Source organism: Streptomyces sp. NPDC028928, assembly GCF_055564915.1.
The window spans coordinates 88,595-114,763 of record NZ_JBVHVI010000014.1 but is presented as its reverse complement, the minus strand read 5'-3'; the positions used below and the strand labels follow the sequence as shown (position 1 = coordinate 114,763).

Annotated in this window: 21 protein-coding genes; 17 read left to right on the top strand and 4 right to left on the bottom strand. The window is 69.2% G+C overall.

Annotated features, from left to right (window positions below; all coding sequences use genetic code 11):
* Window positions 1-277: 277 nt before the first annotated feature.
* From metH to ACZ4U1_RS30705, 4 genes are all read left to right on the top strand, one after another.
* Window positions 278-3,793, top strand: coding sequence for a methionine synthase (gene metH, locus ACZ4U1_RS30720; protein ID WP_467907420.1), 3,516 nt, complete (start codon window positions 278-280; stop codon window positions 3,791-3,793).
* Between the two features lie 112 nt (window positions 3,794-3,905).
* Window positions 3,906-4,607, top strand: a complete 702-nt coding sequence (locus ACZ4U1_RS30715; protein ID WP_467907419.1) for an HAD family hydrolase — start codon at window positions 3,906-3,908, stop codon at window positions 4,605-4,607.
* Between the two features lie 434 nt (window positions 4,608-5,041).
* Window positions 5,042-6,646 (top strand): ABC transporter substrate-binding protein, encoded by a 1,605-nt coding sequence (locus ACZ4U1_RS30710; RefSeq protein WP_467907418.1) that lies wholly within the window; start codon window positions 5,042-5,044, stop codon window positions 6,644-6,646.
* Window positions 6,647-6,746: 100 nt separating this feature from the next.
* Complete coding sequence (locus ACZ4U1_RS30705) at window positions 6,747-8,327, top strand: ABC transporter substrate-binding protein (RefSeq protein ID WP_467907417.1); 1,581 nt, start codon at window positions 6,747-6,749, stop codon at window positions 8,325-8,327.
* 90 nt (window positions 8,328-8,417) lie between these two features.
* Here ACZ4U1_RS30705 and ACZ4U1_RS30700 read toward each other — a convergent pair whose 3' ends face one another.
* Both ACZ4U1_RS30700 and ACZ4U1_RS30695 read right to left on the bottom strand, forming a co-directional pair.
* Window positions 8,418-9,089, bottom strand: coding sequence for a response regulator (locus ACZ4U1_RS30700; RefSeq protein ID WP_449202223.1), 672 nt, complete (start codon window positions 9,087-9,089; stop codon window positions 8,418-8,420).
* 53 nt (window positions 9,090-9,142) lie between these two features.
* Complete coding sequence (locus ACZ4U1_RS30695; RefSeq protein ID WP_467907416.1) at window positions 9,143-10,327, bottom strand: RecB family exonuclease; 1,185 nt, start codon at window positions 10,325-10,327, stop codon at window positions 9,143-9,145.
* A gap of 179 nt (window positions 10,328-10,506) precedes the next feature.
* On the opposite strand from ACZ4U1_RS30695, the gene ACZ4U1_RS30690 reads away from it, so the two are divergent.
* From ACZ4U1_RS30690 to ACZ4U1_RS30680, 3 genes are all read left to right on the top strand, one after another.
* Window positions 10,507-11,946, top strand: a complete 1,440-nt coding sequence (locus ACZ4U1_RS30690) for a site-2 protease family protein (RefSeq protein ID WP_467907415.1) — start codon at window positions 10,507-10,509, stop codon at window positions 11,944-11,946.
* 38 nt (window positions 11,947-11,984) lie between these two features.
* Complete coding sequence (locus tag ACZ4U1_RS30685) at window positions 11,985-12,887, top strand: tRNA (adenine-N1)-methyltransferase (RefSeq protein ID WP_467907414.1); 903 nt, start codon at window positions 11,985-11,987, stop codon at window positions 12,885-12,887.
* Between the two features lie 239 nt (window positions 12,888-13,126).
* Window positions 13,127-13,708 carry a hypothetical protein gene (locus ACZ4U1_RS30680; protein ID WP_467907413.1) on the top strand — a complete coding sequence of 194 codons (582 nt, stop codon included), beginning with the start codon at window positions 13,127-13,129 and terminating at the stop codon, window positions 13,706-13,708.
* A 7-nt stretch (window positions 13,709-13,715) separates the two neighbouring features.
* On the opposite strand, the gene ACZ4U1_RS30675 is transcribed toward ACZ4U1_RS30680, so the two are convergent.
* Complete coding sequence (locus ACZ4U1_RS30675; protein WP_467907412.1) at window positions 13,716-14,018, bottom strand: ferredoxin; 303 nt, start codon at window positions 14,016-14,018, stop codon at window positions 13,716-13,718.
* Between the two features lie 522 nt (window positions 14,019-14,540).
* Between ACZ4U1_RS30675 and arc the strand changes: the two genes are divergently transcribed.
* From arc to prcA, 6 genes are all read left to right on the top strand, one after another.
* Window positions 14,541-16,307 carry a proteasome ATPase gene (gene arc, locus ACZ4U1_RS30670; RefSeq protein WP_467907411.1) on the top strand — a complete coding sequence of 589 codons (1,767 nt, stop codon included), beginning with the start codon at window positions 14,541-14,543 and terminating at the stop codon, window positions 16,305-16,307.
* A gap of 231 nt (window positions 16,308-16,538) precedes the next feature.
* Window positions 16,539-18,050 carry a depupylase/deamidase Dop gene (gene dop, locus ACZ4U1_RS30665; protein WP_467907410.1) on the top strand — a complete coding sequence of 504 codons (1,512 nt, stop codon included), beginning with the start codon at window positions 16,539-16,541 and terminating at the stop codon, window positions 18,048-18,050.
* A 172-nt stretch (window positions 18,051-18,222) separates the two neighbouring features.
* A complete protein-coding gene (locus tag ACZ4U1_RS30660) occupies window positions 18,223-18,441 on the top strand; it encodes a ubiquitin-like protein Pup (RefSeq protein ID WP_030608326.1) in 219 nt (72 codons plus the stop codon).
* 46 nt (window positions 18,442-18,487) lie between these two features.
* Window positions 18,488-19,021: an endonuclease VII domain-containing protein gene (locus ACZ4U1_RS30655; protein WP_467907409.1), complete on the top strand. Its 534-nt coding sequence runs from the start codon at window positions 18,488-18,490 to the stop codon at window positions 19,019-19,021.
* Window positions 18,973-19,818: a proteasome subunit beta gene (gene prcB / locus ACZ4U1_RS30650; RefSeq protein WP_467907408.1), complete on the top strand. Its 846-nt coding sequence runs from the start codon at window positions 18,973-18,975 to the stop codon at window positions 19,816-19,818. The genes ACZ4U1_RS30655 and prcB overlap by 49 nt, the downstream gene beginning before the upstream one ends.
* Before the next feature lie 61 nt (window positions 19,819-19,879).
* Window positions 19,880-20,632 carry a proteasome subunit alpha gene (prcA, locus tag ACZ4U1_RS30645; protein ID WP_467907407.1) on the top strand — a complete coding sequence of 251 codons (753 nt, stop codon included), beginning with the start codon at window positions 19,880-19,882 and terminating at the stop codon, window positions 20,630-20,632.
* A 58-nt stretch (window positions 20,633-20,690) separates the two neighbouring features.
* On the opposite strand, the gene ACZ4U1_RS30640 is transcribed toward prcA, so the two are convergent.
* Window positions 20,691-21,710, bottom strand: coding sequence for a LacI family DNA-binding transcriptional regulator (locus ACZ4U1_RS30640; RefSeq protein ID WP_467907406.1), 1,020 nt, complete (start codon window positions 21,708-21,710; stop codon window positions 20,691-20,693).
* A gap of 116 nt (window positions 21,711-21,826) precedes the next feature.
* On the opposite strand from ACZ4U1_RS30640, the gene ACZ4U1_RS30635 reads away from it, so the two are divergent.
* The 4 genes from ACZ4U1_RS30635 to ACZ4U1_RS30620 all read left to right on the top strand — a co-directional run bounded on the left by ACZ4U1_RS30635 (window position 21,827) and on the right by ACZ4U1_RS30620 (window position 26,054).
* A complete protein-coding gene (locus ACZ4U1_RS30635; RefSeq protein WP_467907405.1) occupies window positions 21,827-23,086 on the top strand; it encodes an MFS transporter in 1,260 nt (419 codons plus the stop codon).
* Window positions 23,087-23,095: 9 nt separating this feature from the next.
* On the top strand, window positions 23,096-24,457 hold the full coding sequence (gene pafA / locus ACZ4U1_RS30630; protein WP_467907404.1) for a Pup--protein ligase: 1,362 nt from the start codon (window positions 23,096-23,098) through the stop codon (window positions 24,455-24,457).
* Window positions 24,458-24,600: 143 nt separating this feature from the next.
* Window positions 24,601-25,599: an FKBP-type peptidyl-prolyl cis-trans isomerase gene (locus tag ACZ4U1_RS30625; RefSeq protein WP_467907403.1), complete on the top strand. Its 999-nt coding sequence runs from the start codon at window positions 24,601-24,603 to the stop codon at window positions 25,597-25,599.
* A gap of 83 nt (window positions 25,600-25,682) precedes the next feature.
* Entirely contained in the window at window positions 25,683-26,054 is a 372-nt protein-coding gene (locus ACZ4U1_RS30620; RefSeq protein ID WP_467907402.1) for an FKBP-type peptidyl-prolyl cis-trans isomerase, read from the top strand.
* The last annotated feature ends 115 nt before the right edge of the window (window positions 26,055-26,169 follow it).

Below are 26,169 nucleotides of genomic sequence, written 5' to 3'. Positions count from 1 at the left end.
CCGTTCTGCCTCCGTCCCCTTCGACCTGCCCCGGTGCGGAAAACCACCGTTCGGCAATGTCGAACACTACCGGTCCATGCCGACCTCCCGCTAATGGTCGGACGGCACCTGTTACATCACAGGTGACCCGAGCGTGGCATCAGGGTCACCCGCGTCCGCCTCGTGGACGCCTGTGCCCATCCAAGCCGACTCCCGGTTACTCTGGCGCCGTGCGGCAGCGCCGGCCTGCCGGGGAAGCCGCATAGCCGACAGCCGTCGCACCACAGGGAGCCCCTACATGGCCTCGTCGCCGACGTCCCCTTCCGCCGACAGCCGGACCCGTGTGTCCGCGCTCCGAGAAGCGCTCGCCACCCGTGTGGTGGTCGCCGACGGAGCGATGGGCACGATGCTCCAGGCCCAGGAGCCCACCCTCGAGGACTTCGAGAACCTCGAAGGGTGCAACGAGATCCTCAACCTCACCCGCCCCGACATCGTCCGCTCCGTCCACGAGGCGTACTTCTCCGTGGGCGTCGACTGCGTCGAGACCAACACCTTCGGGGCCAACCACGCGGCCATGGCGGAGTACGACATCGCCGACCGCGTCCACGAGCTGTCCGAGGCCGGCGCCCGCATCGCCCGCGAGACGGCCGACGCCTTCTCCGCGCGTGACGGCCGTACCCGCTGGGTCCTCGGCTCCATCGGCCCCGGCACCAAGCTGCCCACCCTCGGCCACATCGGGTTCACCACCCTCCGCGACGGCTTCCAGGCCAACGCCGAGGGCCTGCTCACCGGTGGCGCCGACGCCCTGATCGTGGAGACCACCCAGGACCTGCTGCAGACCAAGGCATCCATCCTCGGCGCCCGGCGCGCCATGGAACGCCTGGGCACCGAGGTCCCGCTGCTGGTGTCGATGGCCTTCGAGACCACCGGCACGATGCTGCTCGGCTCCGAGATCGGCGCCGCGCTCACCGCGCTGGAGCCGCTCGGCGTCGACATGATCGGCCTGAACTGCTCCACCGGCCCCGCCGAGATGAGCGAGCACCTGCGCTACCTCACCCGGCACTCCCGCATCCCGCTGCTGTGCATGCCCAACGCCGGCCTGCCCGTCCTCACCAAGGACGGCGCGCACTTCCCCCTCGGCCCCGAGGGCCTGGCCGACGCCCAGGAGAACTTCGTACGGGACTACGGCCTCTCCCTCATCGGCGGCTGCTGCGGCACCACCCCCGAGCACCTGCGCCAGGTCGTGGAGCGCGTCCACGGCCTCACCCCCGCCGAGCGCTCCCCGCGCCCCGAGCCGGGCGCCGCCTCCCTCTACCAGTCGGTCCCGTTCCGGCAGGACACCTCCTACCTGGCCATCGGCGAGCGCACCAACGCCAACGGCTCCAAGAAGTTCCGCGAGGCCATGCTGGACGGCCGCTGGGACGACTGCGTGGAGATGGCCCGCGAGCAGATCCGCGAGGGCGCGCACATGCTCGACCTGTGCGTGGACTACGTCGGCCGGGACGGCGTCGCGGACATGGAGGAACTGGCCGGCCGCTTCGCCACGGCCTCCACCCTGCCGATCGTGCTGGACTCCACCGAGGTCGACGTCATCCAGGCCGGCCTGGAGAAGCTCGGCGGCCGCGCGGTGATCAACTCCGTGAACTACGAGGACGGCGACGGCCCCGACTCCCGGTTCGCGAAGGTCACCCAGCTGGCCCGCGAGCACGGCGCCGCGCTGATCGCGCTGACCATCGACGAGGAGGGCCAGGCCCGCACCCCGGAGAAGAAGGTCGAGATCGCCGAACGGCTGATCGCCGACCTGACCGGGAACTGGGGCATCCGCGAGGAGGACATCCTCATCGACACCCTGACCTTCACCATCTGCACCGGTCAGGAGGAGTCCCGCAAGGACGGCATCGCCACCATCGAGGCCATCCGCGAGCTGAAGAAGCGGCACCCGGCGGTGCAGACCACGCTGGGCCTGTCGAACATCTCCTTCGGCCTCAACCCGGCCGCCCGCATCCTGCTGAACTCCGTCTTCCTGGACGAGTGCGTCAAGGCGGGCCTGGACTCCGCGATCGTCCACGCCTCCAAGATCCTGCCGATCGCCCGGTTCAGCGAGGAAGAGGTCCAGACCGCCCTCGACCTGATCTACGACCGCCGCAGCGACGGCTACGACCCCCTCCAGAAGCTCATGCAGCTCTTCGAGGGCGCCACCGCCAAGTCCCTCAAGGCCGGCAAGGCCGAGGAACTGGCCGCGCTGCCCCTGGAGGAGCGGCTCAAGCGCCGGATCATCGACGGCGAGCGCAACGGCCTGGAAGCCGACCTGGACCTCGCGCTGGCCGAGCGGCCGGCCCTGGACATCGTCAACGAGACCCTGCTCGACGGCATGAAGGTCGTCGGCGAGCTGTTCGGCTCCGGCCAGATGCAGCTGCCGTTCGTGCTGCAGTCCGCCGAGGTCATGAAGGCCGCCGTCGCCTACCTCGAACCGCACATGGAGAAGTCGGACGCCGAGGGCAAGGGCACGATCGTGCTGGCGACCGTGCGCGGCGACGTCCACGACATCGGCAAGAACCTCGTCGACATCATCCTGTCCAACAACGGCTACAACGTCGTCAACCTGGGCATCAAGCAGCCGGTCTCCGCCATCCTGGAGGCCGCCGAGGAGCACCGGGCCGACGTGATCGGCATGTCCGGACTGCTGGTGAAGTCCACGGTGATCATGAAGGAGAATCTGGAGGAGCTGAACCAGCGCGGCCTCGCCGCCCGCTTCCCGGTCATCCTCGGCGGCGCCGCCCTCACCCGCGCCTACGTCGAGCAGGACCTGCACGAGATCTACCAGGGCGAGGTCCGCTACGCCCGCGACGCCTTCGAGGGCCTGCACCTCATGGACGCCCTGATCGGCGTCAAGCGGGGCGTGCCCGGGGCGAAGCTGCCCGAGCTGCGGCAGCGCCGGGTCCGTACGACCGCCGCCGTCCAGGTCGAGGAGCGGCCCGAGGAAGGCCATGTCCGCTCCGACGTCGCCACCGACAACCCCGTGCCCACCCCGCCGTTCTGGGACACCCGCGTCATCAAGGGCATCCAGCTCAAGGAGTACGCGAGCTGGCTCGACGAGGGCGCCCTGTTCAAGGGCCAGTGGGGACTGAAGCAGGCCCGCACCGGCGAGGGACCGACCTACGAGGAACTGGTCGAGACCGAGGGCCGGCCCCGGCTGCGCGGCCTGCTCGACCGGCTCCAGACCGACAACCTCCTCGAAGCGGCCGTCGTCTACGGCTACTTCCCCTGCGTCTCCAAGGACGATGACCTGATCATCCTGGACGAGCAGGGCAACGAGCGCACCCGCTTCACCTTCCCGCGCCAGCGCCGCGGCCGGCGCCTGTGCCTGGCCGACTTCTTCCGCCCGGAGGAATCCGGCGAGACCGACGTCGTCGGCCTCCAGGTCGTCACCGTCGGCTCCCGCATCGGCGAGGAGACCGCCAAGCTCTTCGAGGCCAACGCCTACCGGGACTACCTCGAACTGCACGGCCTGTCCGTCCAGTTGGCCGAGGCCCTGGCCGAGTACTGGCACGCGCGCGTGCGCGCCGAACTCGGCTTCGCCGGCGAGGACCCCGCCGACATCCAGGACATGTTCGACCTGAAGTACCGCGGCGCCCGCTTCTCCCTCGGCTACGGCGCCTGCCCCGACCTGGAGGACCGCGCCAAGATCGCCGAGCTGCTCAAGCCCGAGCGGATCGGCGTCCACCTGTCCGAGGAGTTCCAGCTGCACCCCGAGCAGTCCACGGACGCCATCGTGATCCACCACCCCGAGGCCAAGTACTTCAACGCACGGTGAGGCGTGTCCCACCCAGCACCCTGATCGGATAAGTCGTACACTGGTCGGTCCACTGCAGGCCGGTTCCCCGCCGGGGAACCGGCCTGGTCGTCCCTCAAGGAGGTGCGCCCGGATGACCAGCACGGTCCCCGCGCTCGGAACCAGAACGGCCGAAGGCTCCGCCCTGCAGGCGGTGCTCCTCGACATGGACGGCACCCTCGTGGACACCGAGGGGTTCTGGTGGGACGTCGAGGTGGAGGTCTTCGCCTCCCTCGGGCACACCCTGGACGACACCTGGCGGCACGTCGTGGTCGGCGGCCCCATGACCCGCAGCGCCGGTTTCCTCATCGAGGCGACCGGCGCCGACATCACCCTCGCCGAACTCACCGTCCTCCTCAACGAGGGCTTCGAGGACCGGATCGGCCGGGCCCTGCCGCTGATGCCGGGCGCCTCCCGGCTCCTCGCCGAGCTGTACGAGTCCGAGATCCCGACCGCCCTGGTCTCCGCCTCCCACCGGCGCATCATCGACCGGGTGCTGTCCGTGCTGGGCCCGCACCACTTCGCCCTCTCCATCGCCGGCGACGAGGTCTCCCGCACCAAGCCCTTCCCCGACCCGTACCTGCTCGCCGCCGCGGGCCTCGGTGCGGATCCGGCCAGATGCGCCGTCGTCGAGGACACCGCGACCGGCGTCGCCGCCGCCGAGGCCGCCGGCTGCCGGGTCGTCGCCGTACCCTCCGTCGCCCCCATCGGCCCCGCCGCCGGACGTACCGTCGTCACCTCTCTGGAAGAGGTCGACCTGGCATTTCTCCGGGGCCTGATGACGGAACTGCGCTAGCCGTTCACCCAGAGTGCGAAGTCCAATGACCGCCCCGGACGTATTTCCGGGGAAGTACCCCCGAGTGGAATTCGCGGGGGACCGCCCGGCCGAATTCTGCTGACCGGCCGCACAGTTGGCGGTGTGACGTTCCCCACGCCGGAGCGGCTCGACAACGTTGGCCGAGTGTGCTGAACGCCCCCGGCCGGGCGGAAACGGCGGCACGTTGTGTCCCGATTGGTGGGATGCTGCACTAATCATGCCGCTGTCGGGTTTTCGGTGTGTCCACAGCCGGTTCCCCTGCGTGATGGAGGGTCAGCTCACGCGGCTGTGAGGCGGGCCGCGGGCGCGGACTAATCTCATCGCGAGAACATCGCCGAGAACCCCTGTGATCCGCCGCACCCACCCCTGCGTGCCGGATACACGGACCCGAACAGCTCTGGAGAAACTCCCGCATGAACCGCAAGACTTTGGTGCTGCCGGCGGTGGCCGGCCTGCTCACCCCGGTTCTCGCCGCGTGCGGCGGATCCGACAGCGGGAGCAAGAGCGGTGACGCCATCGTCGTCGGTACAACGGACCAGTTCACGGCCACCAAGGACGCCCCCGCGCCCCTCGACCCGGCCTACGCCTACGACGTCGGCACCTGGAACATCCTGCGCCAGTCCGTGCAGACGCTGATGGCCCAGCCCAAGGGCGAGGGCGACCCCGTCCCCGAGGCCGCCGAGAGCTGCTCCTTCACCGACAGCGGCAGCGAGCGCTACGCCTGCAAGCTGCGCGAGGGCCTGGAGTTCGCCGGCGGCGACCCGGTGACCGCCCAGGACGTCAAGTACTCCATCGAGCGTGCGCTGCGCATCAACTCGGACAGCGGTGTCTCCGCCCTGCTGAACACCATCGACACCATCGAGACGCAGGGCGACCGCGAGGTCGTCTTCCACCTGAAGACCGCCGACGCCACCTTCCCGTACAAGCTGTCCACCCCGGTCGCGGGCATCGTCAACCCCAAGGACTACCAGAAGGACAAGCTCCGCGACGGCTTCGAGGTCGACGGCTCCGGCCCCTACACCTTCAAGGCCGAGGTCAAGAACGACGCGATCGTCAGCGCCACCTTCACCAAGAACCCCTCCTACAAGGGCAGCATGAAGGTGAACAACGACAAGGTCGAGCTGCGCTCCTTCACCGACGCCGACGCCATGAGCGCCGCGATCGACAAGGGCGACATCGACGTCATGACCCGCACCATGTCGCCCGCGCAGATCCAGAAGCTGGACGCCGGCAGCGACGAGAACGCCGACCTGGTCGACATGCCGGGCCTGGAGATCCGCTACCTCGCCTTCAACACCGACGCCCCCAGCGTCAAGTCCAAGGCCGTACGCCAGGCCATGGCCCAGGTCATCAACCGCGGCGAACTGGTCTCCAAGGTCTACGGCACCCAGGCCGAGCCGCTGTACTCGATGGTCCCGGCCACCGTCACCGGCCACTCCAACTCGTTCTTCAACAAGTACGGCAACCCCAGCGTCGACAAGGCCAAGAGCCTGCTCGGCAAGGCCGGCATCACCACCCCGGTGAAGCTGACCCTGCACTACACCACCGACCACTACGGCTCGGCCACCAAGCAGGAGTTCCAGATCCTGCAGAAGCAGCTCAACGACAGCGGCCTGTTCGACGTCTCCATCGAGGGCCACCCCTGGGCCACCTTCCGGCCCGCCGAGCGCAAGGGCGAGTACGACGTCTACGGCATGGGCTGGTTCCCCGACTTCCCGGACGCCGACAACTTCCTCGCGCCCTTCCTCGACAAGAACAACTTCCTCGGATCGCCGTACAACAACGGCACCATCCAGCGCACCCTGATCCCGCAGTCCCGCCGCGAGGCCGACCGGCTCGGCGCCGCCAAGAGCCTGACGGAGATCCAGGACATCGTCGCCGAGGACGTCCCGATCCTGCCGCTGTGGCAGGGCAAGCAGTACGTCGCCGCACGGGACGACATCACGGGCGTGGCGTACGCCCTCAACTCCTCCTCGACGCTTCAGCTGTGGGAGCTCGGCCGCGGTGTGAGCGGCTGACGGCTCTCCCCAGCCGGGGCCGCCCGCGAAGCGGCCCCGGTGCCCGGGGCCAGGGACGGCGGACCCGGGCTGACGAACCGACGACAAGGCACACATTCAAGTGAACATGCGCAACCAGTGGCCAGTCCTGCCCATCGTGGCGGGACTGGCCTCCGGCCTGCTGACCGGCTGCGGCTCCGAGACCGGTGACTCCGGGGGCACCGGCTCCTCCGTGGTGATGGGGATGTCCGACGACGTCCTCGCCACGGACCCCGCATCCGGCTACGACCCCGGCTCCTGGCTGTTGTTCAACAACGTCTTCCAATCGCTGCTCAGCTTCCCCAAGGGTGCGACCGAACCCAAGCCCGACCTCGCCAGGCAGTGCCTCTTCACCGACACCCGGGCCATGGTCTACAAGTGCGAACTGAAGGACGGCCTGAAGTTCAGCAACGGTGACGACCTCACCTCGGCGGACGTGAAGTTCTCCTTCGACCGCATGCTGAAGATCAACGACCCCGCCGGCCCCGCGATCATGTTCCCGATGCTCGACAGGGTCGAGACACCGGACGCCAAGACCGCGATCTTCCACCTGAAGGTGCCCGACGCCACCTTCCCCAGCAAGCTCGCCTCCGGCGCCGGCTCCATCGTGGACCACCGCCAGTACGACGCGAACGGCCTGCGCACCGACCACCAGGCCGTCGGCTCCGGCCCCTACAAGCTGGACTCCTTCGACAAGGACCAGGCCGTCTTCTCGGTCAACGACAACTACCAGGGCGAGGCCGAGCCCAAGAACTCCGGCGTCACCCTCAAGTTCTTCCACGGCGACCGGACCGCCCTGCGCAAGGCCCTCCTCGACGGCGGCATCGACATCGCCTACCGAGGCCTGTCCGCCTCCGACATCGCCGACCTCGACCAGCAGGCCGACGACAAGGGCGTCGACGTCATCGACGGCAGCAGCGCCGAAGTCCAGCACCTCGTCTTCAACATGAAGGACCCGGTGGCCGGCAAGCTCGGCGTCCGCAAGGCCATGGCCTACCTCATCGACCGCGACGCCCTCATGAAGGACGTCTACCAGGGCACCGCCACCCCGCTGTACTCGATCATCCCGGCGGGCGTCGCGGGCCACAACACCGCGTTCTTCGACACCTACGGCGCCCGGCCCTCCCGGGACAAGGCCGCCGCCGCACTCCGCGCCGACGGCATCACCGGCAAGGTCAAGCTCACCCTGTGGTCCACGCCGTCCCGCTACGGCCCCGCCACCGACCAGGAACTGAAGGCCATCGCCGGCCAGCTCAACGCCAGCGGCCTGTTCGAGGCCGACGTCCAGTCCGTCGCCTACGACCAGTACGAGAAGGACATCGCCGCCGGCAAGTACGGCGTCTACGTGAAGGGCTGGGTGCCGGACTACCCGGACGCCGACAACTTCACCGCCCCCTTCTTCGGCAAGGGCAACGTCCTGAACAACAACTACAGCAACAACACCATCACCAAGTCCCTCATCCCCGGCACCGCCGCACAGAGCGACCGCACGGCGACCGACAAGGACTTCGGCAGGCTCCAGGACATCGTCGCCGACGAACTGCCCGTCCTGCCCGTCTGGCAGGCCAAGCAGTACGCCGTCGTCCGCGACGGCGTCTACGGCCTGGAGTACTGCCTGGACGCCTCCACCGTGTTCCGGTTCTGGGAGATCAGCAAGGGCTGACACCGGACACACCCGGGCACACAAGAGGGCGCCCTTCCCACGGGGGAGGGGCGCCCTTCGCCGTCCACGCCGTACCGCGCGTCGTACCGCCTACTGCGCGCCGGGACGCACCAGACCACTCTCGTACGCGTACACCGCGGCCTGCACCCGGTCCCTCAGCCCCAGCTTGGTGAGCACATGCCCCACATGCGTCTTCACCGTCGTCTCGCTGACGAACAGATCCGCCGCGATCTCCGCGTTGGACAGCCCGCGCGCCACCAGCTTCAGCACCTCCACCTCACGGTCGGTGAGGGTGTTCAGGGTGTCCGGCACCGGCTCCTCACCCGAGGGCAGATGCGTGGCGTACTTGTCCAGCAGCCGCCGCGTGATGCTCGGCGCCAGCATCGCCTCGCCCGCCGCCACCACCCGGATCGCCTGCACCAGCTCATTGGCCGGAGCGTCCTTCAACAGGAAGCCACTGGCCCCGGCACGCAGCGCCTCCACCACGTACTCGTCCAGGTCGAACGTCGTCAGCACCAGCACCTTGGCCGGACCGTCCCGGCCGGGCCCGGTGATCTGCCGGGTGGCCTCCACACCGTCCATCCGCGGCATCCGGATGTCCATCAGCACGACATCCGGCTGCAACGCTCGCACCTGGTCGAGGGCCTGCAGGCCGTCACCGGCCTCACCGACGACCGCGATGTCCTGCTCGGCCTCCAGGATCATCCGGAAACCCGTACGCAGCAGCGGCTGGTCGTCGACCAGTAGGACGCGGATGGCCACGTGACACTCCTTCGCTAGTCCGGCCCCATTCTGCCCTGCCCCGGAATCCCGGTTCACCCGGTCCCGGACTCCGCCACCCTCACCGGCAGCGGGTACGGCGGGGGAGTGCCGCCGAACTCCGGGCAGTGCGCCTGGTGATCGCACCAGCCGCACAACTTCGTCGGCCGGGGCCGCCAGTTCCCCGTCTCCGTGGCCTGCCTGATCGCCTCCCACAGCGCGTGCAGCTTGCGCTCCACCCGCTCCAGGTCCGCCGGCACCGGGTCGTACGTCAGCACGTCCCCGCTGCCCAGGTACACCAGCTGCAGCCGGCGCGGAATCACCCGCTTCAGCCGCCACACCACCAGGGCGTAGAACTTCATCTGGAACAACGCGCCCTCGGCGTACTCCGGGCGGGGCGCCTTGCCCGTCTTGTAGTCGACGATCCGCACCTCGCCGGTCGGCGCCACGTCCACCCGGTCGATGATCCCGCGCAGCCGCAGCCCCGACTCCAGCTCCGCCTCCACGAACAGCTCACGCTCGGCCGGCTCCAGCCGCGTCGGATCCTCCAGCGTGAACCAGCGCTCCACGAGCCGCTCCGCCTCCGCCAGCCACCCGGCCAGCCGCTCCCCCTCGGGATCGTCCGCGAACAGCTCCGTCACCTCGGGCCTGCTCTCCCTGAGCCGGTCCCACTGCCCCGGGATCAGCGCCTTGGCCCGCGGCGCGGTCCGCTCCCCGGCCGGCGCGTCGAACAGCCGCTCCAGCACGGCGTGCACCAGCGTGCCGCGCGTCGCCGCCGCACTCGGCTTCTCCGGCAGCCGGTCGATCACCCGAAACCGGTACAACAACGGACACTGCATGAAGTCACTGGCCCGAGAGGGCGACAGAGAGGTCGGCGCGCTGACACTCCGCTCACCGGGAGCGGCTCGCCCGGGCCCGACGGCGGGCGACTCGCCGGCACCGCCGGTTGTCCGGTCGCTGCTCCGGCCGGCGCTGCCGGCTGCCGGGCCGGGAGTGCCTCGGTCGTCGCCGTCGCCGTCGCCGGTGCCGTTCGCCGGACCGGGGGCCGGGGTGTCCGCGCCGGCCGGTTCGGTGTCCGGTGTCGTCTGTGCGGGCGGCGCCGGGGCCGCAGGCGGCTCCGCCTCCCCGGCCGGTTCCGGGGCCGCAGGCATCGTGGGGCTCGGTGGCCGGGGTGGGGCGGCCGGGGGCGGCTGGTCGGAGTCGCCCGGCAGGGCCGCTGCCTCGTCGATGCTGCTGTCCATGTCCACAGACCTTACGGCCCACCACTGACAGTGACCCAGCCCGCCGCCCGCGTCGACCACGCGACCTCGGGGCAAACACAAGGGGTGCCGGGGCGAAACGTGCCACCCAGGCCGCATACCATCGACCAGAGACCCTTCCGCCCGGCAGGTGCGGAAGACGCTTCGAACGAGGGGACACCGTGGACGTGAGCGGCGGGAGCGGGCAGCCGCGGTCCGGCAACGACGAGCCGGCCGAGCAGTCCGCTGACCCTACGGCCCCGGCGACCGGACCCACCGACCACCCCGGCCCCGAACCCGAGCCCGCACCCGAAGACCGGGAAGAACCCGGACCGCCGGCAGCGGAACCGTCCCCCGACACCACCGGTACACCCACCGGAACCGGCACGGACCGCACCCCCGACCCCGACCACCGCACCCTCGCGCACTCCGGCATCGCCAAGGGCGAACCGCCCGAGCCGCGGCCCAGGGAACCCGGCGGCGGCATCCTCATGGGCCGCCCCTTCGGCGTCCCCGTCTACGTCGCGCCGAGCTGGTTCCTCGTCGCCGCCCTGATCACCTGGGTCTTCGGCGGCCAGCTGGACCGCGTACTGCCCGAGCTGGGCGCCGCCCGCTACCTGGTCTCCCTCTTCTTCGCGGTCGCCTTCTACGCCTCCGTCCTGGTCCACGAGCTGGCCCACACCCTGGCCGCCATCCGCTTCAAGCTCCCGGTCCGCCGCATCCAGCTCCAGTTCTTCGGCGGCGTCTCCGAGATCGAGAAGGAGGCCGAGACCCCCGGCCGGGAGTTCGTGCTGGCCTTCGTCGGCCCACTGCTCTCCCTCGTCCTGGCCGGCCTCTTCTACCTCGCCATGAAGCCCGTGGAACCCGGCACCGTACCCGGCGTCCTGCTGGCCGGCCTGATGGTCTCCAACCTGATCGTGGCGATCTTCAACCTCCTCCCCGGCCTCCCCCTCGACGGCGGCCGCATGCTCCGCGCCGTCGTCTGGAAGATCAGCGGCAGACCGATGACCGGAACGGTCGCCGCCGCCTGGGTCGGCCGCGCCCTCGCCGTCGCCGTCCTGGTCGGCCTGCCCCTGCTCAACCAGTCCGGCGCCCTCGGCGGCAGCAGCGAGGACGTCGGCGGCATGGACACCGTCACCGACGCCCTGCTCGCCGCCATCCTCGCCGCGATCATCTGGACCGGCGCCGGCAACAGCCTGCGCATGGCACGACTGCGCGAACACCTCCCCGAACTGCGCGCCCGCACCCTCACCCGGCGCGCCGTACCGGTCGAGAACGACACCCCCCTCTCCGAGGCGCTGCGCCGCGCCAACGCCGCCGGAGCCCGCGCCCTCGTCGTCGTCGACGCCGACGGCAACCCGCTCTCCCTCGTCCGCGAGGCCGCCATCGTCGGCGTACCCGAGCACCGCCGCCCCTGGGTGGCCGTCAGCGGCCTCGCCCAGGACCTGACCGAGGGCATGCGCGTCTCCGCCGAGCTGGCCGGAGAAGAACTGCTGGACGTCCTGCGCGCCACCCCGGCCACCGAATACCTCGTGGTCGAGGAGAACGGCGAGATCTACGGCGTCCTGTCGGCGGCAGACGTGGAACGGGCCTTCGTGAAGGCGATGGCCCGCCCCTCCTAGTGGTCGGCGGCCCCCTCAGGTGCCGGTAGGCTGGTCACATGTCCGAACCGACCGGTGCCGCCCGCCGCCGCGGGCCCTTCAAGGTCGGGGACCAGGTACAGCTGACCGACCCCAAGGGCCGCCACTACACGTTCACGCTCGAAGCAGGGAAGAACTTCCACACCCACAAGGGTTCCTTCCCGCACGACGAACTGATCGGCGCTCCCGAGGGCAGCGTTGTCCGCACCACCGGCAACGTCGCCTACCTCGCGCTGCGCCCCCTGCTCCCCGACTACGTCCTGTCCATGCCCCGCGGGGCAGCCGTCGTCTACCCGAAGGACGCGGGGCAGATCCTCGCCTTCGCCGACATCTTCCCCGGCGCCCGCGTCGTGGAGGCCGGCGTCGGCTCCGGCTCGCTCAGCAGCTTCCTGCTGCGGGCCATCGGCGACCAGGGCATGCTGCACTCCTACGAGCGCCGCGAGGACTTCGCCGAGATCGCCAAGCAGAACGTGGAGCGCTACTTCGGCGGCCCGCACCCCGCCTGGCAGCTCACCGTCGGCGACCTCCAGGACAACCTGTCCGACACCGACGTCGACCGCGTCATCCTCGACATGCTCGCCCCCTGGGAATGCCTGGAGGCCGTCTCCAAGGCACTCGTCCCCGGCGGCATCCTGTGCTGCTACGTGGCCACCACCACCCAGCTCGCCCGGACCGTGGAATCCATCCGGGAGATCGGCTGCTTCAACGAGCCGACCGCCTGGGAGACCATGATCCGCAACTGGCACATCGAGGGCCTCGCCGTCCGCCCGGACCACCGGATGATCGGCCACACCGGCTTCCTGCTCACCGCCCGTCGCCTCGCGGACGGCGTCGAGCCGCCCATGCGCCGCCGCCGCCCCGCCAAGGGCGCCTACGGCGAGGACTACGCCGGCCCCAACGCCGACGGCGGCTCCGGCCGCTGACCGGCCACACGCGCGTACAACGCAAGGGCGCCGTGCCCGAGTTCCCACCGACCCACGGGAACTCGGTCACGGCGCCCCTCCGTTGACACGGCACCAGCACGCCGGCACCAGCATCGGCGCCCCCACGCGCGCGGGCCCCTCGCCTGCGGGAATCCCGGACCCCGCCGTTCCCCCGCACTGTGACGTGTGGCACGATGCAGGCCATCCCACCGGCACAGCCCTCACAGGAGACACTCCTCGTGCAGCAATCCGCCGTTCCGGAGCTCGCCCACACCCAGACCCGGCCCCTCCACTGGATCGCCACCGCCACAGCCGTCGCAGGCGTCGTAGCCCTCTCCTCCGTCGTCCAGCCCGGACCGGCCACCGCCGCCCAGCCCGCCCCCGGCACCACGGGCGGCACCGCCGCCGCGGCCGCCGCCCCACCCAGCACGACCGGCGTGAAGTTCCCCCTGGACTGCGGCCCCGTCAAGGCCGTCGTCGCCAAGAAGGCCACCGGAGACCTGGACGGCGACGGCAGACCGGAAACCGTCGCGGTCGTCCACTGCGACGCCCCCATGGGCACGCCGCCCGACGGCGTCTACGTCCTCACCCGCGCCACGGACGACGGCACCCCCCGCGTCGTCGCCACCCTCGTCGAACCCGGGGAACGGCTCACGGTCACCGACTTCACCCTCCGCGCACAGGCCGTCTCCGCCACCCTGCTCGGTTACTCCTCGGACACCGTGCCCAGTTGCTGCCCCGACGTGAAAACCCCGGCCAAGTGGCGATGGAACGGCAACGCCTTCCTCCGCTCCACCCCGGCCGGGGCCCACAGCGTCTGAACCGGACTCACCCGGCGTCGGGCCCGTACACCTCGACCCTGTCCGAAACCCGGCGTACATGGATGCACTCGCCAGGACACTCCTTCGCCGAGTCCACCACGTCCGCCAGCAGCGGCAGCGGCACCGGCACCGACGCCCCGGGAGCCTGCAACAGCTCCTCGTCCGCACCCTTCACATAGGCCAGCCCGTCGATGTCCAGCTCGAACACCTCAGGGGCGTACTGGGCACAGATCCCGTCGCCGGTACACAGATCCTGGTCGATCCAGACCTCCAGCGCCTCGCTGCCCGCGGCCTCCTGCTGCACGGTCATCTCTCCTGCCCCTCGGTTCGCCGGACCCTCCCGGCGCCCCGAGGGCCAGCCGGGTCCGCTCCAGCGGCTGTTGAACACCCCCGACCCTACCTCCGCCCGCGCAACAGCCCCGCCGCACCGACCCGGGGTTTCCGGCCCCGCCCCCTCGGGTACCAGCGCCGGACCGGGACACAGATGCCCCCGGCGGCCGGGCCGACCACTTCAGGCCACACCGACGGTGACCCCGCCCGCCGGTGCCGTCGCTCTGCGTGATGATCGTACGAGCGACCTGAGTGCTGCCCGCACGCCGGCCAGGCGGCCACCAGCGGACAACTCCGGCCAGCCACGAAGGGATTCGACCACGCCATGCATGGAACAACCTGCTTTCCCATCACGTTGAGTGGGTATCCCCTCCGTGCGAGGGAGTGTGCACCGGGTGACCGACGACACACCTTGACAGTCTTTGTGATCTAGGGGTTTCAATCGACACCCACCCAGGTAGGGTCTGGAAGCGTCCAGCTCCCCTTGGAGGAGGTGAGGACCGTGGCAGCCCACGACGACGACATGAACCGCGGCATCCGCCCGGGACGAGGGTCCGACGACCCGGCCGGGCAGATCGCCTACCTTGAGCAGGAGATCGCCGTCCTGCGCCGCAAGCTCGCCGACTCTCCGCGCCACACGAGGATTCTCGAAGAGCGGATCGTCGAGCTGCAGACCAACCTGGCCGGCGTGTCCGCCCAGAACGAACGACTGGCCAACACCCTCCGTGAGGCCCGCGACCAGATCGTGGCCCTCAAAGAGGAGGTCGACCGACTCGCTCAGCCGCCGGCCGGTTTCGGTGTCTTCCTGCAAGCCAACGAGGACGGCACCGCCGACATCTTCACCGGAGGCCGCAAACTCCGCGTGAACGTCAGCCCCAGCGTCGACCTCGACGACATGCGGCGCGGCCAGGAAGTCATGCTCAACGAAGCGCTCAACGTGGTCGAAGCCATGGAGTTCGAGCGCGTCGGCGACATCGTCACCCTCAAGGAGATCCTCGAGGACGGCGAGCGCGCCCTCGTGCTGGGCCACACCGACGAGGAACGGGTCGTACGACTCGCCGAGCCCCTGCTCGGCACCACCATCCGCGCCGGCGACGCCCTCCTGCTCGAACCCCGCTCCGGCTACGTCTACGAGGTCGTACCCAAGAGCGAGGTCGAGGAACTGGTCCTCGAAGAGGTCCCCGACATCGGCTACGACCAGATCGGCGGCCTCGGCAACCAGATCGAAGCCATCCGCGACGCCGTCGAGCTGCCCTATCTCTACCCCGACCTCTTCAAGGAGCACGAGCTGCGCCCGCCCAAGGGCGTCCTGCTCTACGGCCCCCCCGGCTGCGGCAAGACCCTCATCGCCAAGGCCGTCGCGAACTCACTCGCCAAGAAGGTCGCCGAGGTCACCGGCCAGGCCGCCGGCAAGAGCTTCTTCCTCAACATCAAGGGCCCCGAGCTGCTCAACAAGTACGTCGGCGAGACCGAGCGGCAGATCCGCCTCGTCTTCCAGCGTGCCCGCGAGAAGGCCAGCGAGGGCACCCCCGTCATCGTCTTCTTCGACGAGATGGAATCCCTCTTCCGCACCCGCGGCTCCGGCGTCAGCTCCGACGTCGAGAACACCATCGTCCCGCAGCTCCTCGCAGAGATCGACGGCGTCGAAGGCCTGCAGAACGTGGTCGTCATCGGCGCCTCCAACCGCGAGGACATGATCGACCCGGCCATCCTGCGTCCCGGCCGCCTCGACGTGAAGATCAAGATCGAGCGCCCCGACGCCGAAGCCGCCAAGGACATCTTCGGCAAGTACCTCACCGAGCGCCTCCCGCTCCACGCGGACGACCTCAGTGAACACGGCGGCGACAAGGCCACCACCGTCCAGAGCATGATCCAGACGGCGGTCGAGCACATGTACGCCGAATCCGAGGAGAACCGCTTCCTGGAAGTCACCTACGCCAACGGCGACAAGGAAGTCCTCTACTTCAAGGACTTCAACTCCGGCGCCATGATCGAGAACATCGTCGGCCGCGCCAAGAAAATGGCGATCAAGGACTTCCTCGAAAAGAACCAGAAGGGCCTCCGCGTCTCCCACCTCCTCCAGGCCTGCGTGGACGAGTTCAAGGAGAACGAAGACCTCCCCAACACCACCAACCCGGACGACTGGGCCCGGATCTCCGGAAAGAAGGGCGAGCGGATCGTCTACATCCGCACCCTCATCACCGGAAAGCAGGGCGCAGACACCGGACGCTCCATCGACACGGTGGCGAACACCGGTCAGTACCTGTAACAGCAGGGCGGCTGCGGGTGCCCACCACGGGTACCCGCAGCCGACTGCTTTCCAGGCACGACCGGAGCAGCCAATGACGCAAATGATCTCCCCACCAGCGCAAAGGCGTTCTAGGCTCGTTCCTACCGCCGAGTCGCGCAGTGCGGGGACGGGCACCGCACACGCACCGGAGCGCCAGCGGTACGTGAGCGGCGCCCACGACCGAGGGTGCCGCCGGGCAAGGAGGGCCGCATGACCGTACGGCGAGTAATGGGCATCGAGACGGAGTACGGGATCTCCGTCCCCGGCCACCCCAACGCCAATGCCATGCTCACCTCATCCCAGATCGTCAACGCCTACGCGGCGGCGATGCACCGGGCCCGCCGGGCCCGCTGGGACTTCGAGGAAGAAAACCCGCTACGGGACGCACGAGGCTTCGACCTCGCCAGGGAAGCCGCCGACTCCAGCCAGCTCACCGACGAGGACATCGGCCTCGCCAACGTGATCCTCACCAACGGCGCACGCCTCTACGTCGACCACGCCCACCCCGAATACAGCGCCCCCGAAGTCACCAACCCCCGCGACGCCGTCCTCTGGGACAAGGCCGGCGAACGCATCATGGCCGAGGCCGCCGAACGAGCCGCCCAGCTCCCCGGCGCCCAGCCCATCCACCTCTACAAGAACAACACCGACAACAAGGGCGCCAGCTACGGCACGCACGAGAACTACCTCATGAAGCGGGAAACCCCCTTCTCCGACATCGTGCGCCACCTCACGCCCTTCTTCGTCTCCCGCCAGGTCTTCGCCGGCGCCGGCCGCGTCGGCATCGGCCAGGACGGACACGAACACGGCTTCCAGATCAGCCAGCGCGCCGACTACTTCGAAGTCGAGGTGGGCCTGGAAACCACCCTCAAGCGCCCCATCATCAACACCCGCGACGAACCCCACGCCGACGCGGAGAAATACCGCCGCCTCCACGTGATCATCGGCGACGCCAACCTCTCCGAGATCTCGACGTACCTCAAGCTCGGCACGACCGCCCTGGTCCTCTCCATGATCGAAGACGGCTTCATCGCCGTGGACCTCGCCGTCGACCAGCCCGTACGCACACTCCACCAGGTCTCCCACGACCCCTCACTGAAGCGCCTGGTCACACTCCGCAGCGGCCGGACCCTGACGGCGGTCCAGCTCCAGATGGAGTACTACGAGCTGTCCCGCAAATACGTCGAGGAACGCTTCGGCGCCGACGCCGACGACCAGACCAAGGACATCCTCAGCCGCTGGGAGGACACCCTCACCCGGCTGGAGAACGACCCCATGAGCCTCGCCGGCGAACTCGACTGGGTCGCCAAACGAGAACTCATGGAGGGCTACCGCCGCCGCGACGACCTCGACTGGGACGCCGCCCGGCTCCACCTGGTCGACCTCCAGTACGCCGACGTACGCGCCGAGAAAGGCCTCTACAACCGCCTGGTGGCCCGCGGACGCATGAAGCGCCTCCTGGACGAGTCCGAGGTCGACAAGGCCCGCACGAAGCCCCCGGAGGACACCCGTGCCTACTTCCGCGGCCGCTGCCTCGAGCAGTACGCCGACGACGTCGCGGCCGCGAGCTGGGACTCGGTGATTTTCGACCTCCCGGGCCGGGATTCGTTGCAGCGCGTTCCAACCCTGGAACCGCTACGCGGAACGCGAAATCACGTCAAGGAACTGCTGGACCGCTGCCGCACCGCAGAAGACCTGGTCAGGGTCCTCTCCGGCGGCTGAGCGCGATCAGCGGGTACTCGTACCGCCCCGGGCGGACAGGGTGGAAACCCCACCGCCCGGGAATCATCGAGGTGGCCCCCGCACGTTGTGGAAACTGCGGGGCCGATGTCGGACCCGGCCTATAGGGTCTGATCATCACCGATCGGCAGGCGAACTGAGCGGGGTGAGGGTTATGGCAACCAAGGACACCGGCGGCGGCCAGCAGAAGGCCACCCGGTCCACCGAGGAGGTCGAGGAGCAGGCGCAGGACGCGCAGGCCTCGGAGGACCTCAAGGAACGGCACGAGAAGCTGAGCGACGACGTGGACTCGGTGCTGGACGAGATCGACGATGTCCTCGAGGAGAATGCTGAGGATTTCGTGCGCTCCTTCGTTCAGAAGGGTGGCCAGTAGGCCGCTTTTGCCTTCGAATCTAAGGTTCGAGGGCTCGGGGGTGTGAGTGAGCAACGAGGAGGGGGCGAAGCGCTGCTCGCGGTGCAAGCAGGTCAAGCCGCGAGCGGCCTTCGCCGGTAACAGAGCGGCCCGTGACGGACTGCAGGCCTACTGCCGGGAGTGCTGGGCCGCTTACCACCAGGCCCGGCAACTGGCCAAGGGCAAGAACGACCGTCCGCGAGTGGAGACGGCCCGAGGGGCACAAACTTTGCCGGAGCTCACGCGTTGCAAGGCGTGCCGTGCGGTCAAGGGGCGGGCGGGCCACTTGAAGCGTCAATACGGAATCACCGAGGCCGAGCGTGACGAGTTGATCGCCTCCCAAGGGGGCGTCTGCTGTATATGTCTGAGCGCTGTGCCGGCACATGTGGATCACTGCCACGAGACGGGTAGGGTCCGTGGCGTACTGTGCTTCAGCTGCAACGCCGCACTGGGGCAGTTCAAGGATCAGCCCGAGGTCATAAGGCGGGCTGCTGCTTACGTGGAAGGAAACTTGTGGAAGCCAACTCTCGTGGCACCGGGCGTCTACCAGCTGCCTTCCTGACGCCAGGGTCCTCCTCCTTCATGGACTTCCTCGCCGAGCACCAGCCGGAGCTGTTGCCCGGCAACCGGCAGCTGCCGCCCACGCAGGGTGTGATCGAGGCGCCGCACGGGACGACGATCGTCGCCGTGACGTTCCCGGGGGGCGTGGTCCTCGCCGGTGACCGCAGGGCGACCATGGGCAATGTGATCGCCCAGCGGGACATCGAGAAGGTGTTCCCGGCGGACGAGTACTCGGCGGTGGGTATCGCCGGTACGGCCGGCCTCGCCGTGGAGATGGTGAAGCTCTTCCAGCTGGAGCTGGAGCACTTCGAGAAGGTCGAGGGTGCGCAGCTGTCGCTGGAGGGCAAGGCGAACCGGCTGTCGACGATGATCCGTTCCAACCTCGGCATGGCCATGCAGGGCCTGGCCGTGGTGCCCCTGTTCGCGGGGTACGACCTGGACCGCGAGAAGGGGCGCATCTTCTCGTACGACGTCACGGGTGGCCGTTCGGAGGAGCACAACTTCGCGGCGACGGGTTCCGGCTCGATCTTCGCGCGGGGTGCGATGAAGAAGCTGTTCCGTGACGACCTGACCGAGGAGCAGGCGACCACGTTGGTGGTGCAGGCTCTGTATGACGCGGCTGACGACGACTCGGCGACCGGTGGTCCCGATGTCGCCCGCCGGATCTACCCGATCATCACGGTGATCACCGAGGACGGTTTCCGCCGGCTCACGGAGGAGGAGGCGTCGGAGCTGTCGCGTGCGGTGCTCCAGAGGCGTCTGGAGGAGCCCGACGGTCCGAAGGCCGCGCTGCTCTGAGCGCGGGCCCGGTTCTTTTCAAGGTGATCCAGTGACCATGACAGAAAGGGACGGATAACCGGTGTCGACGCCGTTCTATGTCTCACCTCAGCAGGCGATGGCCGACCGGGCGGAGTATGCCCGGAAGGGTATCGCCCGTGGCCGCAGCCTGGTCGTGCTGCAGTATGCCGACGGCATTGTGTTCGTCGGTGAGAACCCGTCCCGTGCGCTGCACAAGTTCAGCGAGATCTATGACCGGATCGGCTTTGCGGCGGCCGGTAAGTACAACGAGTACGAGAATCTGCGGATCGGTGGTGTGCGCTACGCCGACCTGCGGGGTTACACCTACGACCGGGGCGATGTGACGGCCCGGGGCCTGGCCAATGTGTACGCGCAGACGCTGGGCACGATCTTCTCCTCGGCGGCTGAGAAGCCGTACGAGGTGGAGCTGGTGGTCGCGGAGGTGGGGGAGACCCCGGAGGGTGACCAGATCTATCGGCTGCCGCATGACGGGTCGATCGTGGACGAGCACGGTTCGGTCGCGGTGGGTGGTAACGCCGAGCAGATCAGCGGTTTCCTCGATCAGCGCCACCGGGACGGTATGTCGTTGGCGGAGGCTCTGAAGCTGGCGGTGCAGGCTCTGTCGCGGGACACCAACGGCAGTGAGCGGGAGATTCCCGCGGAGCGCCTGGAGGTGGCGGTGCTGGACCGTACGCGTCCGCAGAAGCGTAAGTTCAAGCGGATCGTCGGGCGTCAGCTGGCGCGTCTGCTGGCGGCGGACGGTGCGAGTACGGAGGCGGAGACCTCTGACGAGGGGAGCGGCGAGGAGGAGTGATCCCTCTCGTTCGTGCTTGTCGAGCGCCCCGGCCGGTGATGCGGTCGGGGCGTTCGGTTTATGCGGCGGTGTGCGGGGGCGCTGTGGAGCCGCGGACGACGAGTTCGACGGGGATGTCCCCGCCCGGGGGTTCGCGGCCGTCCAGGACGGCCAGGAGGGCTTGCATGCCTCGTTCTCCGAAGAGTTCGGCGTCGAGTCGTACGGTGGTCAGTTCCGGGTCGATGGCGGTGGCGAGGGCGAGGTCGTCGAGGCCGGTGACCGACATGTCGTCGGGGACGCGCAGGCCGAGGCGGCGGAGGGCCTTGTAGGCGCCGGCGGCGAGTTTGTCGTCGTCGCAGACGATGGCTGTGGGGCGGGGGCCGGGGGTGGTGAGGGCGGTTTCGGTGGCGGTGAGTGCGCCGTCGATGGAGATGGGGGCGCGGGCGGTGCGGATCTCGGTGCCGGGGACGGTGGCCATGCGGGCGGCGAGTTCCTTGGCGCGGATGTCGAAGGTCCAGGAGGGCACGTCGGCGGCGAGGTGGAGGATGCGGCGGTGGCCGAGGCCGAGGAGGTGCTCGGTGACCTGGCGGACGCCGTCGGTGATGTCGAGGTTGACGGTGGCGGCGCCGAGGCTGCCGGTGGGGTCGCTGTCGAGCATGACGAGGGGGAGCTGGTCGCCGCGGATGGCGGTGAGGGCGTCGGCGGCCATGGAGGAGGCGATGACGCCGTCGAGGGCGGCCTGTGCGGAGGCGAAGGGGTCGCGGGCGGGGCCGATGCCTTCGGGGGAGGGGTAGAGGACGACGCCGAAGCCGTGGTGGGCGGCGACGCGTGCGGCGCCGGTGTAGACGCCGGCGAAGAATTCGGTGGTGAGGGCGGGGACGACGAGGAGGACGGTGCGGGTGTGGCCGAGGCGGAGGTTGCGGGCGGCGAGGTTGGGGCGGTAGCCGAGTTCGCGGGCGGCTTCGCGGACGCGTTCGGCGGTGGTCTCGGAGACCCGGCCGCGCCATTTGTCGCCGAGGACGAGGGAGACGGCGGCCTGGGAGACGCCGGCTGCGTGGGCGACGTCCCGGCTGGTCGGGCGGGTGTTGCTGCGGGCCACGACTCTCTCCCGGTCGTCTGGACGTGTGACAGCGCACATGGTACGTATGAAGAGGGACGTTATACGTAACACTTCGGGCCGTCGCGGCGTCCCGGGCGAGGCACGGGAGGCTGGACATGGCCACGGGGTACGTGGAGATCCTGAGGGCGAGGCATGCCCTGCGGCTGCTGACGGGCACCCTGGTGGGCCGGCTGCCCAACGCGACGGCGGCGATCGCCCTGGTGCTGTTCGTGCGGGCCGAGGGCGGTACGTACAGCCTCGCGGGCGCTCTCGCGGCCGTGTACGGCGTGGCGAACGCGGTGGGTCAGCCGGTGCTGGGTCGTCTGGTGGACCTGTACGGCCAGCCGCGGGTCCAGCTGCCCGCTGCCGTTGTCGCCGCGCTCGCGATGACGCTGTTCGCGTTCTCCGGCACCGATCCGCTGCCGCCGGCCTATGCGGCGGTGGCGGCGGCCGGTCTGTTCACGCCGCCGCTGGAGGGCGGTCTGCGGGCGCTGTGGCCGTCGGTGCTGGCCCGGGAGGAGCAGGTGCACACGGCGTACGCCATGGACGCGATCGCGCAGGAGGTGATGTTCACCGTCGGCCCGCTGCTGGTGACGCTGTGCGTGTCGGTGTGGGACGAGCGTGCGGCCCTGCTGGTGCTGAACCTGCTGGGGGTGCTGGGCGCGCTGTCGGTGGTGGTGTCGGCTCCGTCGCGTGCGTGGCGGTCGGCTCCGCGTGAGGCGCACTGGCTGGGTGCGCTGCGTTCGCCGGGGCTGCTGGCGCTGCTGGCCGCGTTCCTGTTCGTGGGGATCGCGCTGGGTTCCATCACGGTGGCGTCGGTGTCGTACGCCGACGGGCACGGTGGTGACGCGGTGTACGGGTGGCTGATGGCGGGGCTGGGGCTCGGGGCGCTTGTCGGCGGCACGGTCTACGGTGCGCGTCAGTGGGCCGGGGCTCCGGAGCGGCGACTGAGGGTGCTGACGGCCCTTCTGGCGGTGTGTTATCTGCCGCTGATGCTGATGCCCGGTGCTGTGGCCATGGTGTTGCTGAGCGTGGTCTCGGGGGTGTTCCTGGCGCCGTGTATCGCCTGTGCGTTCATCATCGTGGACCGGCATGCGCCGAGCGGGACGGTCACCGAGGCGTTCTCCTGGCTTGTGACGACGTTCACCGTGGGTGCGTCGGTGGGAACGGGCCTGGCCGGGCCGGTGGTCCAGGCCGGTGGCGCGCTGTGGGGTTTCGCGCTGCCGGGGGCGGCGGGGGCGGTGTCGCTGCTGGTCCTGCTGGCCACCGGACGGGTCCTCGCAGCTCCCGCGCGGAGCGGGGTTGTTGCGGCTTCATCGGAAAATGATCCAAATCGTGCCGTCGAACCCCGTTTCAGGTCGGGGGATCGGGCGTAATGTTCCCTCATGGACCGCCGCATTTTCGGGCTGGAGAACGAGTACGGCGTCACGTGCACGTTCAGGGGACAGCGGCGCCTGTCTCCTGACGAGGTGGCGCGGTACCTCTTCCGCCGTGTCGTGTCATGGGGCCGCAGCAGCAATGTCTTTCTGCGGAACGGCGCCCGGCTGTATCTCGACGTGGGCTCACATCCGGAATACGCGACACCCGAATGTGACAACGTGATCGAACTGGTCACCCACGACAAGGCCGGCGAGCGCATTCTCGAAGGACTCCTGGTGGACGCGGAACGACGCCTGCACGAGGAGGGAATCGCAGGCGACGTCTACCTCTTCAAGAACAACACCGACTCGGCGGGCAACTCCTACGGCTGCCACGAGAACTACCTGGTGGCGCGGCACGGGGAGTTCTCCCGGCTCGCGGACATCCTCATCCCCTTCCTGGTCACCCGGCAGCTGCTGTGCGGTGCCGGCAAGGTGCTGCAGACTCCGCGCGGTGCCGTGTACTGCGTGAGCCAGCGCGCGGAGCACATCTGGGAGGGCGTCTCCTCGGCGACGACGCGTTCCCGGCCGATCATCAACACCCGCGACGAGCCGCACGCGGACGCGGAGCGGTACCGCCGGCTGCATGTGATCGTCGGTGACTCGAACATGTCGGAGACGACGATGCTGCTCAAGGTCGGTGCCACCGACCTGGTGCTGCGCATGATCGAGGCGGGCACGGTGATGCGTGACCTCACGCTGGAGAACCCGATCCGGGCGATCCGTGAGGTCAGCCATGACATCACCGGCCGGCGCAAGGTGCGGCTGGCCAGCGGCCGGGAGGCCTCGGCGCTGGAGGTGCAGCGCGAGTACTTCGACAAGGCGCAGGACTTCTGTGACCGCCGGGGTATCCGCACCGGTACGGTCGCGCAGGTGCTGGAGCTGTGGGGCCGCACGCTGGAGGCGATCGAGAACGAGGAACTGGACCGCATCGAGACCGAGATCGACTGGGTCATGAAGTACAAGCTCATCGAGCGGTACCGGGCCAAGCACAACATGACGATGTCGCATCCGCGGGTCGCTCAGATAGACCTCGCCTACCACGACATCCACCGTCGTCGTGGCCTGTACTACCTGCTGGAGAAGAAGGGCCAAGCAGCCCGGGTCTGCAACGACTTGAAGATCTTCGAGGGCAAGTCGGTTCCGCCGCAGACCACTCGGGCCCGGCTGCGCGGCGACTTCATCCGGCGGGCGCAGGAGCAGCGCAGGGACTTCACGGTCGACTGGGTGCACCTCAAGCTCAACGACCAGGCGCAGCGCACCGTGTTGTGCAAGGACCCGTTCCGTTCGGTGGACGACCGGGTGGAGAAGCTGATCGCCGGAATGTAGGGCCGGCCGGGGAGTCGGGCCTCTGGGCCGCGGAGTCGCCGGAACGCCACACGGGCGCCGTACGTTTCCCGTACGGCGCCCTTCTCAAGTCGTAGAGTTGCGCGCACGCCATCCGAAAGATCGACCGATTACGAGGCTCTTCCGTGCGCCGACGCTCACTCCTTCTGGCCGCCGTACCCGCAGGACTGGTCACAGTCGCCGGATGCGGGGACGACACGTCCGACTCCAGCAAGACCAGCGCCTCGCCGTCGGCGTCCTCGGCGCCGCCGCCGAAGATCGTGGACGGGCCGCTGCCGGCGGTCACGGCGGGTACGAAGTTCGGCGAGAAGCCGACCGTGGCCAAGGGGCCGGGGGAGCCGTCGAAGAATCTCGCGGTGAAGACGCTGATCGCGGGCGGTGGTCGTACGGTCGCGGAGAACGACTTCGTGAAGGCGGACTACCTCGGCATGATCTGGGACACGGGGAAGGTCTTCGACAACTCCTACGACCGCAAGCGCCCGCTGGTGATCCAGCTCGCGCAGGGCAGCGTCATCGACGGCTGGCGGTACGCGCTCGCGGGCAAGAAGACCGGCAGCCGTATCGAGATCGCCGTCCCGCCGGACCTGGGGTACGGCAAGGGGGGCAACGCGCAGGCGGGCATCAAGGGCACCGACACGCTGGTCTTCGTCATCGACCTGATCGAGTCCTTCAACTCCAGGAGTTCCGCCAAGGGCAAGGCGGTGGCGCAGAGCGATGCCGCGCTGCCGAAGGTGGCCACCAACACGGACGGGCTGGTGCCGAAGGTCACCGTGCCGAAGACGGACCCGCCGAAGAAGCTCGTGTCGGAGTACGTGCTGGAGGGTGACGGTCCGGAGCTGAAGGGCGACCAGGCGGTGCTGTGCCAGTTCCAGGGTCTGGTCTGGGACGGCGGCAAGACGTTTCAGCGGACGTACGGCTCGGGCCGGCTGAGCCAGTTCGGGCTGGAGGGGATGCAGCAGGCGGTCAAGGGTCTCGCCCAGGGGCTGACCGGCAAGAAGGTGGGCAGCCGGGTGCTGGTCGTCGTCCCGCCGGAGCTGGGGTACGGGGACAAGCCGCCGAGCGGCGGGGTGATCAAGAAGGGTTCCACCCTGGTGTTCACGGTGGACATCCTCGCGGCGATGTAGCGCCGGTGCCGCCCGGGCGGGCGGGAGGGCGGCGGGGATGAAAGACTGTCGGCGTTTCGTGTCGTACACAAGGAGCTTTTGACGTGAGCATCGAGAAGCCCGAGATCGACTTCCCGGGCGGCGAGCCTCCGGCGGACCTTGAGATCAAGGACATCTGGGAGGGTGACGGCCCGGTCGCGCAGGCCGGTCAGACCGTCACCGTCCATTACGTGGGTGTCGCCTTCAGCACCGGTGAGGAGTTCGACGCCAGCTGGAACCGCGGCACGCCGTTCCGCTTCCCGCTGGGCGCCGGCCGGGTCATCAAGGGCTGGGACCAGGGCGTGCAGGGCATGAAGGTCGGTGGCCGCCGCCAGCTGACCATCCCCGCCCACCTCGCCTACGGCGACCAGAGCCCGACCCCGGCGATCAAGCCCGGCGAGACGCTCATCTTCGTGGTGGACCTGCTCGGCGTCTGATCCACGCCTGATCGACCGGCCGGATTCGACCGGATCCGATCACCTGGGGCCCATGCCTGCTCGGGCATGGGCCCTCGGCTTTTGTCACGGCCCCGCGGAGCGGTACGGTCATCGG

Bases quoted from the DNA above. Each gene is read 5' to 3' on its own strand.
- metH (WP_467907420.1), top strand. From the start codon at position 278: ATGGCCTCGTCGCCGACGTCCCCTTCCGCCGACAGCCGGACCCGTGTG.
- ACZ4U1_RS30715 (WP_467907419.1), top strand. From the start codon at position 3,906: ATGACCAGCACGGTCCCCGCGCTCGGAACCAGAACGGCCGAAGGCTCC.
- ACZ4U1_RS30710 (WP_467907418.1), top strand. From the start codon at position 5,042: ATGAACCGCAAGACTTTGGTGCTGCCGGCGGTGGCCGGCCTGCTCACC.
- ACZ4U1_RS30695 (WP_467907416.1), bottom strand. From the start codon at position 10,327: ATGGACAGCAGCATCGACGAGGCAGCGGCCCTGCCGGGCGACTCCGAC.
- ACZ4U1_RS30685 (WP_467907414.1), top strand. From the start codon at position 11,985: ATGTCCGAACCGACCGGTGCCGCCCGCCGCCGCGGGCCCTTCAAGGTC.
- ACZ4U1_RS30675 (WP_467907412.1), bottom strand. From the start codon at position 14,018: ATGACCGTGCAGCAGGAGGCCGCGGGCAGCGAGGCGCTGGAGGTCTGG.
- dop (WP_467907410.1), top strand. From the start codon at position 16,539: ATGACCGTACGGCGAGTAATGGGCATCGAGACGGAGTACGGGATCTCC.
- ACZ4U1_RS30660 (WP_030608326.1), top strand. From the start codon at position 18,223: ATGGCAACCAAGGACACCGGCGGCGGCCAGCAGAAGGCCACCCGGTCC.
- ACZ4U1_RS30635 (WP_467907405.1), top strand. From the start codon at position 21,827: ATGGCCACGGGGTACGTGGAGATCCTGAGGGCGAGGCATGCCCTGCGG.
- pafA (WP_467907404.1), top strand. From the start codon at position 23,096: ATGGACCGCCGCATTTTCGGGCTGGAGAACGAGTACGGCGTCACGTGC.